Here is a 13,642-nt window from a genome sequence, read left to right on the forward strand (position 1 = left end):
ATTAATCTTCTCCCTCATAATCATCTTCTCCACTATCATAATCATCCTCATCATAAAGAAATTTATCATTATCTTTGTATGCAGAATCATAATCTTCGTATTCTTCTTCAAACTCTTCATTGTCATCTTCCTCATAGGGTTTTGTGTAGATTCTCATTATATTTTCCTTTTTAAGATTATCGAGATAGTTTCACTAGCAAGTCTTAAACCAAAGCTTGCTGTTACACCGCTAAAGCTTCCTAATTCTTTACATTTTGGTTCTTCAGGGCTAAAAACAACTTTAAAATCTCCACGAAATTTTTGTTTTTTTAAATTTTCTCGGAATTTTCTAGCAAACTTATCTCCATAACTTTTCCAAATGCTAGCACATTGGATTTTTGATGGATCAAGTTTTTTAGCACTTCCTGTAGAAGAAAATAAAGTGGGATAAGAACCTTTTTGATGAGCAATTTTAAGGGCAAGAAAAACTTTAGAGGGTATATCATCAATGGCATCAAGGACGACATCAAAGGCATTAAAATCAAAACTTTGAATAAAATCATAGGATAATTTAGTGTCTATGGCTTCAATGCCCGGATATTTTTTACTTAAAATCTTTACTTTTTTTTGCCCAATACCTTCAAAAGCACCAATTTGTCGATTTTGGTTTGTTTCATCAAAGCAATCATAGTCTATAATGCAGAGGTTTCCTATACCTGTGCGGTATAAACAATCTAGGGCAAAACTACCAACACCACCTACGCCAAGAATTAGAACCTTTGCATTTTGGAGTTTAGAAAATCCCTCTTCTTTGAAAAGTAATAAAGTTCTACTAAAACGTTTTTGTATCATTGTTGTATCCAGTTTTGTAAGGATTCTAGGCGGTTTCTAGCAGTAAAATCAAGTGTAATGGGAGTAATTGAGATAAAACCCTCTTTAATGGCACTAAAGTCTGAAATCTTACCATTTTTTCTTTCTTGCCAAGAGAGAGGGTGTAATCCTAACCAATAATATTCCTCTCCGCGAGGGTTGCGATGCAAATGTGCATCATTCCCATACATACGAATCCCAAGCTCGGTAATTTGTATCCCCTTGCATTTTTCTTTTGCAATAGGGGGGATATTGATATTAAGAAACTCCCTAGATTGTAGAGGAAAACCTTGATAGAGGACTTTTTTAGCAAGAGAGGCAATAGTTTCTTTAGCGAGTGTAAAATCAAAACCAAAGGTATTTTGATCTTGTAAAACTTGTGAAATAGCAATGGAGGGAATATCGTGTAATACACCCTCCATTGCCCCACTAGCTGTTCCAGAATAACTCACATCTTCTCCCATATTAGAGCCAAGATTAATCCCGCTTACGATTAAATCGGGTTTGAAGTTCTCATCATAAAGTGCGTGAAGTGCGAGATAGATACAATCTGTTGGTCCCCCATCATCAAGCTTATAAAAATCATCATCAATTTTTATAAAACGCAAGGGCTTAGTAAGAGTCATTCCGTGTCCGCAAGCCGATTTTTCTGTTGCTGGTGCTACGATTGTAATCTGTCCTAAAGGGTTTAAAGCTTCTCTTAATGCCTGAAGTCCCACAGAGTTAAAACCATCATCATTGGTAATTAAGATTCTTTTCATTTCATACCTTAAAATAATCTTTTAGTAGTAGTTGTAAAGTTTCTCTTACTTGAGGTGTTAGAGAGTTTAATTGTTTTTGGATTTGTGATTGGAGTTTTAGAGTTTCTTGTTTAGCTTTTTCTAAACCTAATAGATTCACATAACTATTTTTATAAGCATCTTGTTGTGTGGTTTTTCCAGCTTCTTTAGTGCTTTGGGTAATATCAATAATATCATCGCGTATTTGGAAAAATAATCCCAAATTTAAGCCTAGTGTGTAAAGGCTTTTTAAAGTTTTTTTGTCACATTGGGAAATAATACCCCCCATTTCTAAAGCAGCTGCGATAAGTTTTGCTGTTTTATTTAGATGGATGGTTTGGAGCTTATCTAAAGAGAGTGTTTGGTTTTCAAAATAACAATCTAAAGTTTGTCCTAATACCATACCAAAAATACCTCCATTATAACTTAAGGATTGAATAAGCTTTATTTTTATTTTTGCTTTAAGTTTGGAAGTAGAAATGAGATAAAAACTATGGGTATTTAATCCATCTCCTACTAAAATAGCCCCAACTTCATCATATTTAGTGTGTAATGTGGGTATGCCTCTTCTTAAACTTGCATTATCCATAGAGGGTAAATCATCGTGGATGAGCGAATAGGTATGCAATACCTCTAAAGCAAGGGCAGGGGCAAAGGCATTTTTAATTTGTTTTGGGCAGTGAGCATATACAACGCTTAAAAGTAGGTTAGGGCGGAATCTTTTACCCCCGCTTTGGAGCATTTCCCATAAAGCTTTTTCATAGTAAGGGTGAAAACTCGGAATTTTTGGAGGATTTTTTAGGATATAAGTTTCAAAACTCTTAAAAATATTCTCTAATTTCTTCAGTTTCATTGGTGGTATCATCATCTTTTTTATTGACTTCTAAAAAGAAATAAAAATCATCACGAGCAACTAGCCATTTTTGTTGTTGGTCAGGAAATTCTCCTAATAATCTAATGATGGCATCATAACCTTGTGGGACATTTTTTTTATTAACGCTTAAAATTTTGTCCCCGACTTTTAATTGTTCAAATCCATTAGAGGCATCTGGTGCTATAGAAGTAATTGTAAAATTGTTAGAAATTTCAATCCCAATGCGTCCTAAAAAATCCTCTGGTAGGAGTAATCCCCCGCGTCTTTTATCAACTTCAACTTCTACATTAATAATAGCTTTATTGCGTTCAATCCTTACAGGTATTATAGAATCTTGTTCTAAATCAAAGACTACACGATGAAAATCACTAACATTGCCAATGGCTTCACCATTTATCATCATAATAATATCCCCATATTCAAAAGGGTTGTTTTTAAAAAAGGGATCAATAATATCCACTTCTACCCTATCATTGCTATTTTCAAAGACGCGTATGCCAATATCTCCATAATAAATAGAATCGCTTTTTAAAAATCTTTCTAAATATTTCTTTTCTATAAATTTGTTTTCCCCAATCCCTATACCATAGATATGATCGCAAATTGTGCTAATTAAGCTATTACTAAAGGTTGGAATATTAAGGGTTGCAAAGTCAATGGGGCTTTGCATAAGGGTTTGGATTTTTCCACTTATATTATCTTGTGGCGTGATACTCGCAATTTCTTCTTCTAATATTTGAGGAGTGATTTCTCGCAAGGTAACAGGTGTGAGATTCTTTTTAGATTCTAAAAGATACATTCCTACAAAGGGGTCGTGCTTTAAGATATTATAACCCTTGGGGGTGGTTCTAGGTGAGTAGAGAAATAGCTTACTTTTTTTATCATTTAGCGATTCTATAGCAACAGCATAATCATTCCCAATTTTTTCTAAAGAGAGTTTTGATTTATCTTGGCAGGCTTGAAAATCATAAGCAAAAAGTTGTGAAAATACAACAAAGAGTGATATAAAAAATCCCATTAAATACTTCATTATAACCCTTTAAAAGGAAAATTTTCTAAATTTCCAAGCATACCCATAGCCATATTTTTTCGATTAGATTCTACGCTTTTAAAAACATCATTGATAGCACTTATTAGTAGAATCTGCAAAGATTCTTTATCTTCTAATAAAGAATCATCAATAGTAATATCAATAATCTCCCCATCCCCATTAGCAGTTACATTAATTAATCCGCCACCGCTTTTAGCATTAAAAGTGAGATTTTTACTTTTTTCTTGTGCGTCACTAAGTTTTTCTTGTAGGTTTCCTAGTGTTTTGGCTAACTCTTGCGGGTCAAACATTATCTTAACTCCTTTTTGATTTGAATAATTTTATTTTTTTCATCAACAAGCACAATTTTAGGCTGATAATTTTTTAATTCTTCTTTAGAAAATTGCGCATAGGCTATTATGATGATTTTATCTCCTATTTGCACCTTTCTAGCAGCTGCACCATTGAGGCAAATATCACCGCTTTTTCCTTCAATCACATAAGTAGTAAATCGTTCTCCGTTGTTGATATTTACAATATCAACCTTTTGCCCCTCATAAAGTTCTGCTGCTTTCATAAGTTCAACATCAATAGTGATTGAACCATTATAATTTAAATTAGCGTCACTTACATAAGCACGATGGATTTTGCTATAAAGCATAGAAACTTTCAAAATGTTCCCTTAAAATATAAATAAACATATTGAATTTTAGCATATTTATTGCATAAAATATAAAAATCATTAAAAATCTCTCAAGTGGGCTAAAGCTTTAATCCCTCATATTTAAAATATGCCGCACAGGCCCCTTCACTGCTTACCATACAACTCCCTAAAGGGTTTTGAGGATTACAGGCTTTTCCAAAAAGTTTGCAATCATAAGGTTTTTTAACACCTTTTAAAATCTCTCCACAGATACAGCCTTTATGCTCATCTTTTGGGATTCCTCCTAAGTAGTCTTGAAAAATAATATTAGCATCATAGGGGTGAAATTTCTCTTTTAACTTCAAAGAAGAATGTGGTATTTCCCCAAGCCCACGCCAATGAAAACTATCTTCTAAGGTGAAATATTGTGAGATAATCTCTTGTGCTTTTAGATTCCCCTCATAGGTTACACTTCTTGCATACTGCGTTTCTGTTTTGGCGGTTTTGGTAATGATTTGGTTTAAAATAGAAATGAGGCTTTCTCCGACATCTACGGGTTCAAAACCACATACAACAATGGGTATTTGGTATTTTTTTACAAGGGGTTCATAGATTTTTGAACCTGTAATAACACTTACATGTGATGGGGCTAAAAGTGCATCAATTTGAGAATCTTTAGCGCTTAAGATAGCTTTTAGTGGCGGAGGGACTAGGACATGATTAATGTGAAAAAAGACATTTTTTAAACCTTGTTTTATCACGCTTTGTAATAATGCAGCAGTCATTGGTGTAGTCGTTTCAAAACCTATGGCAAAATAAACAACTTTTTTATTGGGATTGTTTTGTGCGATTTTAAGCACTTCCAAAGGAGAATAAACAAAAACAATATCAAATCCCTTAGCTCTAGCTTCTTGTAAGCTCCCAAAACTACCGGGAACTTTTATCATATCTCCTAAGGTTACTAAAATTACATCTTTGCAAGAAGCAATTTTATAAGCACAATCGATTCTAGCTTTTGACATAATGCAAACTGGACAACCTGGACCATGCACAAATTCAATGTTATCAGGGAGGAGTTGGGGGAGGGCGTATTTCATAATAGTATGGGTATGCCCACCACAAACTTCCATAATTTTAATAGGCTTAGGCAGTTTTTTGCTTAAAAGCCTTATGGCGTGAAAGGATTCTTGAATTTTTTGACTATTACGATAATTGCTAATATAAGGATTCATCTTTAAGCACTTTTTGAGAAAATAATAACTTTTTAGATTATAGCAATCTATATTTTAAAGATTTTTGATTTGAATAGAAATTGTGATGTGGAAATTTTGTTTTAGATTGTATTTGAGGTAAATAAGAGTCGTTAGGAGTTTGGTAATCTAAGGGGTGATATATAAAGGGTGAGTTATAATGCTAAGATAGAGTTTATTAAGTAATGGAGAGGATATGCAATTAACACATTTAGATAAAAAGGGCAATCCTAATATGGTAGATGTTTCTTCTAAAGATATTACTTTAAGAGAAGCAGTAGCAAGAGGCAAAATTACTATGTCTGCAGAAGCATTTAAAGCAGTGGTTGAAAATAAAGTCAAAAAGGGTCCTGTATTGCAAACTGCAATAATTGCTGCTATTATGGGTGCTAAGAGGACTAGTGAGCTTATCCCTATGTGCCATCCTCTTTATTTAACTTCGGTAAAATGTGATATTCAAGAAAATAATGATGAAAAAGCTTTTATAGTAGAAGTGGGGGCTAAAAGTAGCGGACAAACAGGGGTAGAAATGGAAGCATTAATGGGGGTAAATATCGGATTATTAACTATTTATGATATGGTAAAGGCGATTGATAAAAGTATGGTTTTAAGTGAAATTTATCTTGTAGAGAAAAGCGGAGGAAAAAGTGGATATGTGCGTGTTAATACTCCTAAACCATAAAAGAATAAAAAACTAATCACTAATATAGAAGCATTAAAGCAATTAAAGAAATTTTTTAATAACACTTAAGCCCTAAAACTAACATAAGATAGTTTGCATTATTAATATCTTTATTCCCTGCACTATGAGCTAAAATAAAGCTAAAGATCAAGAAATAGTTGAGTTTAGGTTTCATTAAATAAATGCTAATTCTTATCATAACCTAATCCTTATCCTCTCTGATAGCTTGTTTTCTTTTATAATCTCTATACCATAAATAACAATTTCTTAACACAAATAAAGGAGGGATACAAAGAATAAGAAAGGATGCCTCTTTTAAGGGTATCATAAATAGATCAAGTAATATTGGTGCAAACACCATATAAAGCAAATGAAAATATTTTTCTATATTCCTTTTGTTAATATGAGCGTGAATGGTAAGAATCAAGGGGAGGATAAAATAAATAAAAACGAATGAATAAGAAAAAATAATATCATAATAAGTAGTAGAGTTATAGCCCGTTAATACAAATGCAAAGGAGAGTATAAGTCCATAAATTATTTCAATAATGGAATATATAAAAAAAGTAATTGCTATAAACCAATCATAGGGTCGTTTTTCACCAATCCATTTCAAAATCAAGGCAAAAGTAAGGGATAAAATAAATAAAAAGTTTAATAAAGGAAATGTAAGCATAAAAATTCTATTTAATTCCCTAACAATTGACTCATCAGCACTATAATTTGCAAAGAAAGTAGAAACTATAAAAATCACTAGAAAAAGAATTAGTGAAGGAATACTAATACTTAAAACCCAATCTAATATTTGCCTATTCTTATAAAAATAAAGAGTATAAAGAGAGGTAAAGCAAAAACTAATATATACTGCAAGAGAATTGGGGGTTCTCATAATCAAAGTGCTTGTAAATTGTGCTAATGCGTAGAGTAAGATTATAATTGCATATTTTCTAGTCTTTATCATTACTTAATTCTTTCTCATTCACTTTTTTCATTGCATCTTGCATCAATAATCTTTGAATAGTTTGTTGCAGTTGAAATTCTGGATTATTGTAATAAGATTCAAAGGAGTGATATTCATCTAGTTTATGAAAAGTAATACCAATTCCACCACCAATACCAATGATTCCACCTATAGCTCCACCCCTAGAAGCACCCACAATTGCATTTCCAACAATATCTAAAGCAGCACCTAATTGATTTGCCACTGGATCCCTACTATCATTCACTTGCCTTACCAACTCCGCCCCTACTGCATTAGTAGATTCTCTTAAATCTTTCTTTGATTTAGGAGAGCCTATAGAGATAAGCTTATAATCAGTCTTAAGTTTCATAAGAGCATTTAAATAGTTTGCCTTATAAATATCCTCATTCCCTGCACTATGAGTAATGACAACAGAATCTTTAGTCATTTGTCGCAACATATAAGCATTTAAAGAATCTTTTACACTCAAAGGACTAGAATACTCTAAAACATCATTAACAATTCCTCCTGTTGCATTATTCACTATTCCTACTTGTTTATTTAAAAAATCTCTTTGTATAAGATTAGCACTATTCCTTGCATCTTCTAAAGTATTACGCATTCCATTTACATATATAATATCTGTCCCTTTATTAATATTTTCATAACTCATATCTGTCCTCCTCCTTAAAGTTTCAAAGTCTCTAGGATTATTTAAATTTAAATCCTTATTAGTAAATTCTTTAGTAATAGGATTCTTATAGATAATCAAACGATTATCATAGAAGCTTTTAGGGACATAATGGGGTGCTCCAGCTTGAATTACTCCATATTCTCCTATTCCCATTTCATATTCCCCCAATGCCCCCTTATTACTCATTAACCATTCATACTCCTCCTTAGTTAATTGCACTACCTTATTATCCTCAATACCATCTGTAGCTACCACATAATCATCATAATGCAATTCCCTATTATATCTCTCTGCACTCTCACTTAAAGCACTCCCTAAAGCCATAAGAGAATTACCCCCTAATAATCCCCCTACTACTCCCCCATAAACTTTAGAGATTAAAACCTCTCTTTCTTTATTTTCTATTGGATTCCCCCTTAAAGGAGCAATACTCTCATGTATCCCAGAGATTAAAGCCCCTTTAAAAAAGTTTTCATTCTTTAAAGAAGCCATTACTCCTCCTACACCACTATGAAGCACTACCTTACCTAATCCCCCTTCTTTAAAAAGATTATTCCCTTTCATACTTTGTATCTGTGCTATATCCCCTACACCTTTATAAAGACTATTACCTAAAGCCAATAAAGAATATTCTAAAAGAGATTCTTTAAGTCCTTGGTTATAAATTAAAGTATCAACACTAGCATTTAAAACAATCTCTCTAAGAGGTAGAGTCTCTATCCCTTCAACCAAAGAAAGATTAAGAGGAAGTAATCCTATCCCTGCTTTTAATCCTCCCCCTAGAGTATCTTTAGTAAAACTCCTAAAAGATAAAGCATTCTTAGAATCTATTAGCTTATTACTCACTTGAAAAACCCCACTACCTAAAGCACCTTGCATAGAACCTTTAGCAACACTAGAGACAAAGGTAGAATGAATAGGTAGATTAATCCCAGCACTTATATAAGCTAAAGCAGCTTGTAAGAGTAGATGACTTAATGGAGTAAGAGACTTACTCCTCTCACTCCATTGCTTATTCTCTAAAAATGCTTTAGAAAAGACCATAGAAGAATCTAAAGCTAAAGGCATTTCAGAGGAGAGAGTTAGGCTTTCTTGACTTTCATTATTTAAGCCTTTACTTAACTCTTGAACTTCTTTACTTAAATCCCTACCATTAAAGACAAAGCTATTACTAAAGCTAAGGGTAGAGGGAATAGCTACTTCTTTTATAGATCCCTCCTTAGTATTTTTAGCTAAAAGGAAAGAAGAAGCATTAGAACTAAAAGAGCTTTTAGTCTCCCTATTTTTTAAAGACATTAAATCTAAAGCTTGGGTATTAATACTAACATCCCTAGCCTTTATATTAGAAGCTTTAATAGTAGTGTTTAAAGCATTAATACTTAAATCTTTAGATTCTATAAAAGAGGGAGCTAGAGAAAGTCTCTCTAAACTCTCTTGATAAAAGCTAGGGGATAATAAAGTTCCTTTACTCCATTCTTTAGTCTCTATACTCTCTAACACTAAAGGCTTAATCTCTAAAGTCTTAGCCCCTAAAGATATTCCCTTAGCATTAAGCCTAACACCCTCTAAGACTAAAGAGGATAAAGCCTTTAAAGAAAGATTAGCATCACTATTGACTAAAGCATATTGTGCTTGCTCTTTCAAAGAAGTTTCTTTAAACTCTCTCTTAGAAAGCCCAAAGAAAGTAGAGGAGCTTTTAGAATGATAAGACTTAATAGTATCTTTAACCCTATGCATAGTTACTGCTTATCATATAAATTTATAAGCTCTACCGCAACTCCTGCTATAGCTCCTAGCATAGCTCCTAGCATAGCTCCTAGCATAGCTCCTAGCATAGTTCCTAGCATAGTTCCTAGCATAGTTCCTAGTATCTTTCTTTTAGCAATACCCTTGATAATACCTATGATAATACCTCCGATAATACCTATGATAATACCTCCGATAATACCATTGATCATGCTTATGATAATGCCTCCGATAAAGCCTACGATAATACTATTACTTAGAAGCAAACCCAAAGTCTTTGTGTATTTTACATTCTTTTTCTCGGGTTCATAACGATAAATCACTTGCATAAACTCCCCTCCTGTATTAGCAATATCCCTTAATTCACTCTCTGCTATTGGAGAATCAATAGAGATGAGCTTATGAGGAGTATTAGTATTTGTAACAGCATTTATATTATTAGCTTTATAAATATATTCATTAGTGATACTATAAGTAATTATAAAACTAAGGATTAAGAAGTATTTTAATATACAAGTTATTGCAAAATCTCTATTAGTTATCATAATTTAATCCTTTACTTATTCTTATGTTGATAGAAGTTAGAAAAGAATAGAGAGGTATTAGTAGCTATTGGTGGGCAAATGAGCGAAACTAAAAAATAAAATGCTTTTAAATGAGAATCTAATTTATCAGAAATATAATCTAAAGAAAAAAGAGGGGCTAGAAATACTACTAATGAAGTAATGATAATGGATAAAATCCTATACAACACATATCTTTTGTTAAAAAAATAAAAAAAGCAAAAGACTGCCAAAAGAACACTAAGTGATACTATAAAAGTATCCGAAAGTATAGATAAGAAGCTTGAAATTTGAATCAATGCATAGAATGGTATAACAACTAGATAATTTCTACTCTTTATCATCACCTAATCCTTTTTCATTTATCCCTTTTATTGCATCTTGCATTAATAATCTTTGAATAGTTTGCTGAAGTTGAAATTCTGGGTTTTCAAAATAAGATTCAAAAGAGTGGTATTTTTCTAGTCTAAGTGCAGAAACACCAAGACTGCTCGCAGCCCCACCTACAATTCCACCTATAGCCCCACCTAGAAGACCCATTGCACCGCTTGTCTGTAAATTAGTAGCTATCATAACTTACCTTTTTATCCCTATACCATAAATAACAATTTCTTAATACAAATAAAGGAGGGATAGAGAGTATAACTATAATCATTGTAAGAAAAACAATAGAGTTAATGTCTTTAGTAGTAGTATCATAGCCATAGGCAAAAAAAACAAGTAACATTGGTGCAAATACCATATAACAAAGATGAAAGTATTTTTTTATATTCCTTTTGTTTTTATGGGCACGAATAGCAAGGGGTAGGGGGAATATAAGATGAATAAAAAAAATTAAGACAATAAAAACACTAACAATAGTAGTATGCCCATTAACAAGAAAATCTAAAAAGAGTAATGCTGCTTCTATGAGCGTATAATACAATATAGTAATGAAATACACCATCGTAGCGATAACTTCAAACTTCATAAAACCTCCTATTTTAATCATCACCTAATCCTTTTTCATTTATCCCTTTCATTGCATCTTGCATTAATAATCTTTGAATGGTTTGTTGGAGTTGAAATTCTGGGTTTTCAAAATGAGATTCAAAAGAGTGGTATTTTTCTAGTCTAAATCGAATATTACCAATTACATCTTTTGCACCTAAAACTGCACCATTAATTCCACCCATGGTTGTGCCTATAATTTTACCCATAGTTCCACCCATAGTTCCACCCATAGTTTTACCTATATTCTCACCCATAGCTCCACCCCTAGAAGCACCCACAATTGCATTTCCAACAATATCTAAAGCAATACCTGTTGGATTTGCCACCGGATCTAATGGATTATTAAACATACTCACCGACTTCACCCCCACTTCCTTACCAACCTTTATAAAATCCTCCTTTCTCTCTGGAGAACCAAGAGCCACAACATGAATAGGAGTCCTACCCCCTTGAATAGCATTAACAACCATTCCATCTAAAGCATCTCCACTTCCTCCACTATGCCCCATATATACAGAATTCTCTGGTAATTGTTGCATTTCATGAGCAGTTGCAAAGTCTCCTGTAGAGAATTTTTTAGATTTATACTCTATAATATCTCTAGCTCCCTTAACTCCTAAAAAACTATGCGTCTTATTATGTATTACTTTTATATCCTGTTGAAAAAGTTGTTGGGTAAATAAACCAATCTCTCTAGCTCTTGCTTCATCTGTAGAAATTCCTGTAGCCACTACAAGTTTAGGTTGTGAATTATTATTAAAGCCTACATTCTTAGAATCTTTATTTAAGTATTTAGAATCTATAAAATTAACATCTTTCTTTAGATATTTAAGATCTATAAAATTTAAATCCGTTTTAGCTATAAACCTTTCTTTTTCTACTTCCTTATTTAAATCCAAAGCTTCTTTTACATACCTTGTATCTTTAATAAAATCTTTTAACTCCTCCATCATAGAACCTTTGAATACATAGACATCTTTACCATAAGCATTATCTTTAGTAATACCATATAATCCCATCTTAGCATATTCCTCTATTTTTTCTAACCCCTCTTGTGTTAATTCAATACCCACTCCATTATTAATTGTATCTACAATCATTATCCTATCCCCATAATGCATCATCGCATTATTTCTTAAAGCACTCTCACTTAAAGCACTCCCTAAAGCCATAAGAGAATTACCCCCTAATAATCCCCCTACTACTCCCCCATAAACTTTAGAGATTAAAACCTCTCTTTCTTTATTTTCTATTGGATTCCCCCTTAAAGGAGCAATACTCTCATGTATCCCAGAGATTAAAGCCCCTTTAAAAAAGTTTTCATTCTTTAAAGAAGCCATTACTCCTCCTACACCACTATGAAGCACTACCTTACCTAATCCCCCTTCTTTAAAAAGATTATTCCCTTTCATACTTTGTATCTGTGCTATATCCCCTACACCTTTATAAAGACTATTACCTAAAGCCAATAAAGAATATTCTAAAAGAGATTCTTTAAGTCCTTGGTTATAAATTAAAGTATCAACACTAGCATTTAAAACAATCTCTCTAAGAGGTAGAGTCTCTATCCCTTCAACCAAAGAAAGATTAAGAGGAAGTAATCCTATCCCTGCTTTTAATCCTCCCCCTAGAGTATCTTTAGTAAAACTCCTAAAAGATAAAGCATTCTTAGAATCTATTAGCTTATTACTCACTTGAAAAACCCCACTACCTAAAGCACCTTGCATAGAACCTTTAGCAACACTAGAGACAAAGGTAGAATGAATAGGTAGATTAATCCCAGCACTTATATAAGCTAAAGCAGCTTGTAAGAGTAGAAGACTTAATGGAGTAAGAGACTTACTCCTCTCACTCCATTGCTTATTCTCTAAAAATGCTTTAGAAAAGACCATAGAAGAATCTAAAGCTAAAGGCATTTCAGAGGAGAGAGTTAGGCTTTCTTGACTTTCATTATTTAAGCCTTTACTTAACTCTTGAACTTCTTTACTTAAATCCCTACCATTAAAGACAAAGCTATTACTAAAGCTAAGGGTAGAGGGAATAGCTACTTCTTTTATAGATCCCTCCTTAGTATTTTTAGCTAAAAGGAAAGAAGAAGCATTAGAACTAAAAGAGCTTTTAGTCTCCCTATTTTTTAAAGACATTAAATCTAAAGCTTGGGTATTAATACTAACATCCCTAGCCTTTATATTAGAAGCTTTAATAGTAGTGTTTAAAGCATTAATACTTAAATCTTTAGATTCTATAAAAGAAGGAGCTAGAGAAAGTCTCTCTAAACTCTCTTGATAAAAGCTAGGGGATAATAAAGTTCCTTTACTCCATTCTTTAGTCTCTATACTCTCTAACACTAAAGGCTTAATCTCTAAAGTCTTAGCCCCTAAAGATATTCCCTTAGCATTAAGCCTAACACCCTCTAAGACTAAAGAGGATAAAGCCTTTAAAGAAAGATTAGCATCACTATTGACTAAAGCATATTGTGCTTGCTCTTTCAAAGAAGTTTCTTTAAACTCTCTCTTAGAAAGCCCAAAGAAAGTAGAGGAGCTTTTAGAATGATAAGACTTAATAGTATCTTTAACCC

At 32.7% G+C, this 13,642-nt stretch carries 15 protein-coding genes; 1 reads left to right on the forward strand and 14 read right to left on the reverse strand.

Annotated elements, in window-relative coordinates:
- Window position 1: 1 nt before the first annotated feature.
- From LS72_RS10870 to hypD, 8 genes are all read right to left on the reverse strand, one after another.
- Window positions 2-157 (reverse strand): hypothetical protein, encoded by a 156-nt coding sequence (locus LS72_RS10870; protein WP_194145575.1) that lies wholly within the window; start codon window positions 155-157, stop codon window positions 2-4.
- Window positions 157-831, reverse strand: coding sequence for a tRNA threonylcarbamoyladenosine dehydratase (locus LS72_RS07625; RefSeq protein ID WP_034553927.1), 675 nt, complete (start codon window positions 829-831; stop codon window positions 157-159). The genes LS72_RS10870 and LS72_RS07625 overlap by 1 nt, the downstream gene beginning before the upstream one ends.
- Complete coding sequence (surE, locus tag LS72_RS07630) at window positions 828-1,610, reverse strand: 5'/3'-nucleotidase SurE (protein WP_034553925.1); 783 nt, start codon at window positions 1,608-1,610, stop codon at window positions 828-830. Before surE ends, LS72_RS07625 begins: the two co-directional genes overlap by 4 nt.
- A 1-nt stretch (window position 1,611) precedes the next feature.
- A complete protein-coding gene (locus LS72_RS07635) occupies window positions 1,612-2,481 on the reverse strand; it encodes a polyprenyl synthetase family protein (protein WP_034553923.1) in 870 nt (289 codons plus the stop codon).
- Complete coding sequence (locus LS72_RS07640; RefSeq protein WP_034553922.1) at window positions 2,450-3,532, reverse strand: DUF7488 domain-containing protein; 1,083 nt, start codon at window positions 3,530-3,532, stop codon at window positions 2,450-2,452. The genes LS72_RS07635 and LS72_RS07640 overlap by 32 nt, the downstream gene beginning before the upstream one ends.
- Window positions 3,532-3,843, reverse strand: a complete 312-nt coding sequence (locus LS72_RS07645; RefSeq protein WP_034553920.1) for a YbaB/EbfC family nucleoid-associated protein — start codon at window positions 3,841-3,843, stop codon at window positions 3,532-3,534. Before LS72_RS07645 ends, LS72_RS07640 begins: the two co-directional genes overlap by 1 nt.
- Window positions 3,843-4,205, reverse strand: a complete 363-nt coding sequence (gene panD, locus LS72_RS07650) for an aspartate 1-decarboxylase (RefSeq protein ID WP_034553919.1) — start codon at window positions 4,203-4,205, stop codon at window positions 3,843-3,845. The genes LS72_RS07645 and panD overlap by 1 nt, the downstream gene beginning before the upstream one ends.
- Before the next feature lie 89 nt (window positions 4,206-4,294).
- Window positions 4,295-5,407, reverse strand: coding sequence for a hydrogenase formation protein HypD (hypD, locus tag LS72_RS07655; protein ID WP_034553918.1), 1,113 nt, complete (start codon window positions 5,405-5,407; stop codon window positions 4,295-4,297).
- Window positions 5,408-5,621: 214 nt separating this feature from the next.
- On the opposite strand from hypD, the gene moaC reads away from it, so the two are divergent.
- Window positions 5,622-6,107 (forward strand): cyclic pyranopterin monophosphate synthase MoaC, encoded by a 486-nt coding sequence (gene moaC, locus LS72_RS07660; RefSeq protein ID WP_034553917.1) that lies wholly within the window; start codon window positions 5,622-5,624, stop codon window positions 6,105-6,107.
- A gap of 202 nt (window positions 6,108-6,309) precedes the next feature.
- Here moaC and LS72_RS07665 read toward each other — a convergent pair whose 3' ends face one another.
- The 6 genes from LS72_RS07665 to LS72_RS10875 all read right to left on the reverse strand — a co-directional run.
- Complete coding sequence (locus LS72_RS07665; RefSeq protein ID WP_034553916.1) at window positions 6,310-7,068, reverse strand: hypothetical protein; 759 nt, start codon at window positions 7,066-7,068, stop codon at window positions 6,310-6,312.
- On the reverse strand, window positions 7,055-9,499 hold the full coding sequence (locus LS72_RS07670; RefSeq protein WP_138155243.1) for a hypothetical protein: 2,445 nt from the start codon (window positions 9,497-9,499) through the stop codon (window positions 7,055-7,057). Before LS72_RS07670 ends, LS72_RS07665 begins: the two co-directional genes overlap by 14 nt.
- 2 nt (window positions 9,500-9,501) lie before the next feature.
- A complete protein-coding gene (locus LS72_RS07675; protein WP_034555187.1) occupies window positions 9,502-10,053 on the reverse strand; it encodes a hypothetical protein in 552 nt (183 codons plus the stop codon).
- Window positions 10,054-10,401: 348 nt separating this feature from the next.
- A complete protein-coding gene (locus LS72_RS07680) occupies window positions 10,402-10,644 on the reverse strand; it encodes a hypothetical protein (RefSeq protein WP_034555190.1) in 243 nt (80 codons plus the stop codon).
- Entirely contained in the window at window positions 10,631-11,062 is a 432-nt protein-coding gene (locus LS72_RS07685) for a hypothetical protein (RefSeq protein WP_034555191.1), read from the reverse strand. Before LS72_RS07685 ends, LS72_RS07680 begins: the two co-directional genes overlap by 14 nt.
- The coding region (locus tag LS72_RS10875; RefSeq protein ID WP_414458067.1) for a hypothetical protein at window positions 11,055-13,642 on the reverse strand (2,588 nt) is incomplete at its 5' end. The genes LS72_RS10875 and LS72_RS07685, both read right to left, overlap by 8 nt.

The sequence above is a fragment of the Helicobacter apodemus genome, assembly GCF_000765745.2.
Classification (GTDB): Bacteria; Campylobacterota; Campylobacteria; order Campylobacterales; family Helicobacteraceae; genus Helicobacter_D; species Helicobacter_D apodemus.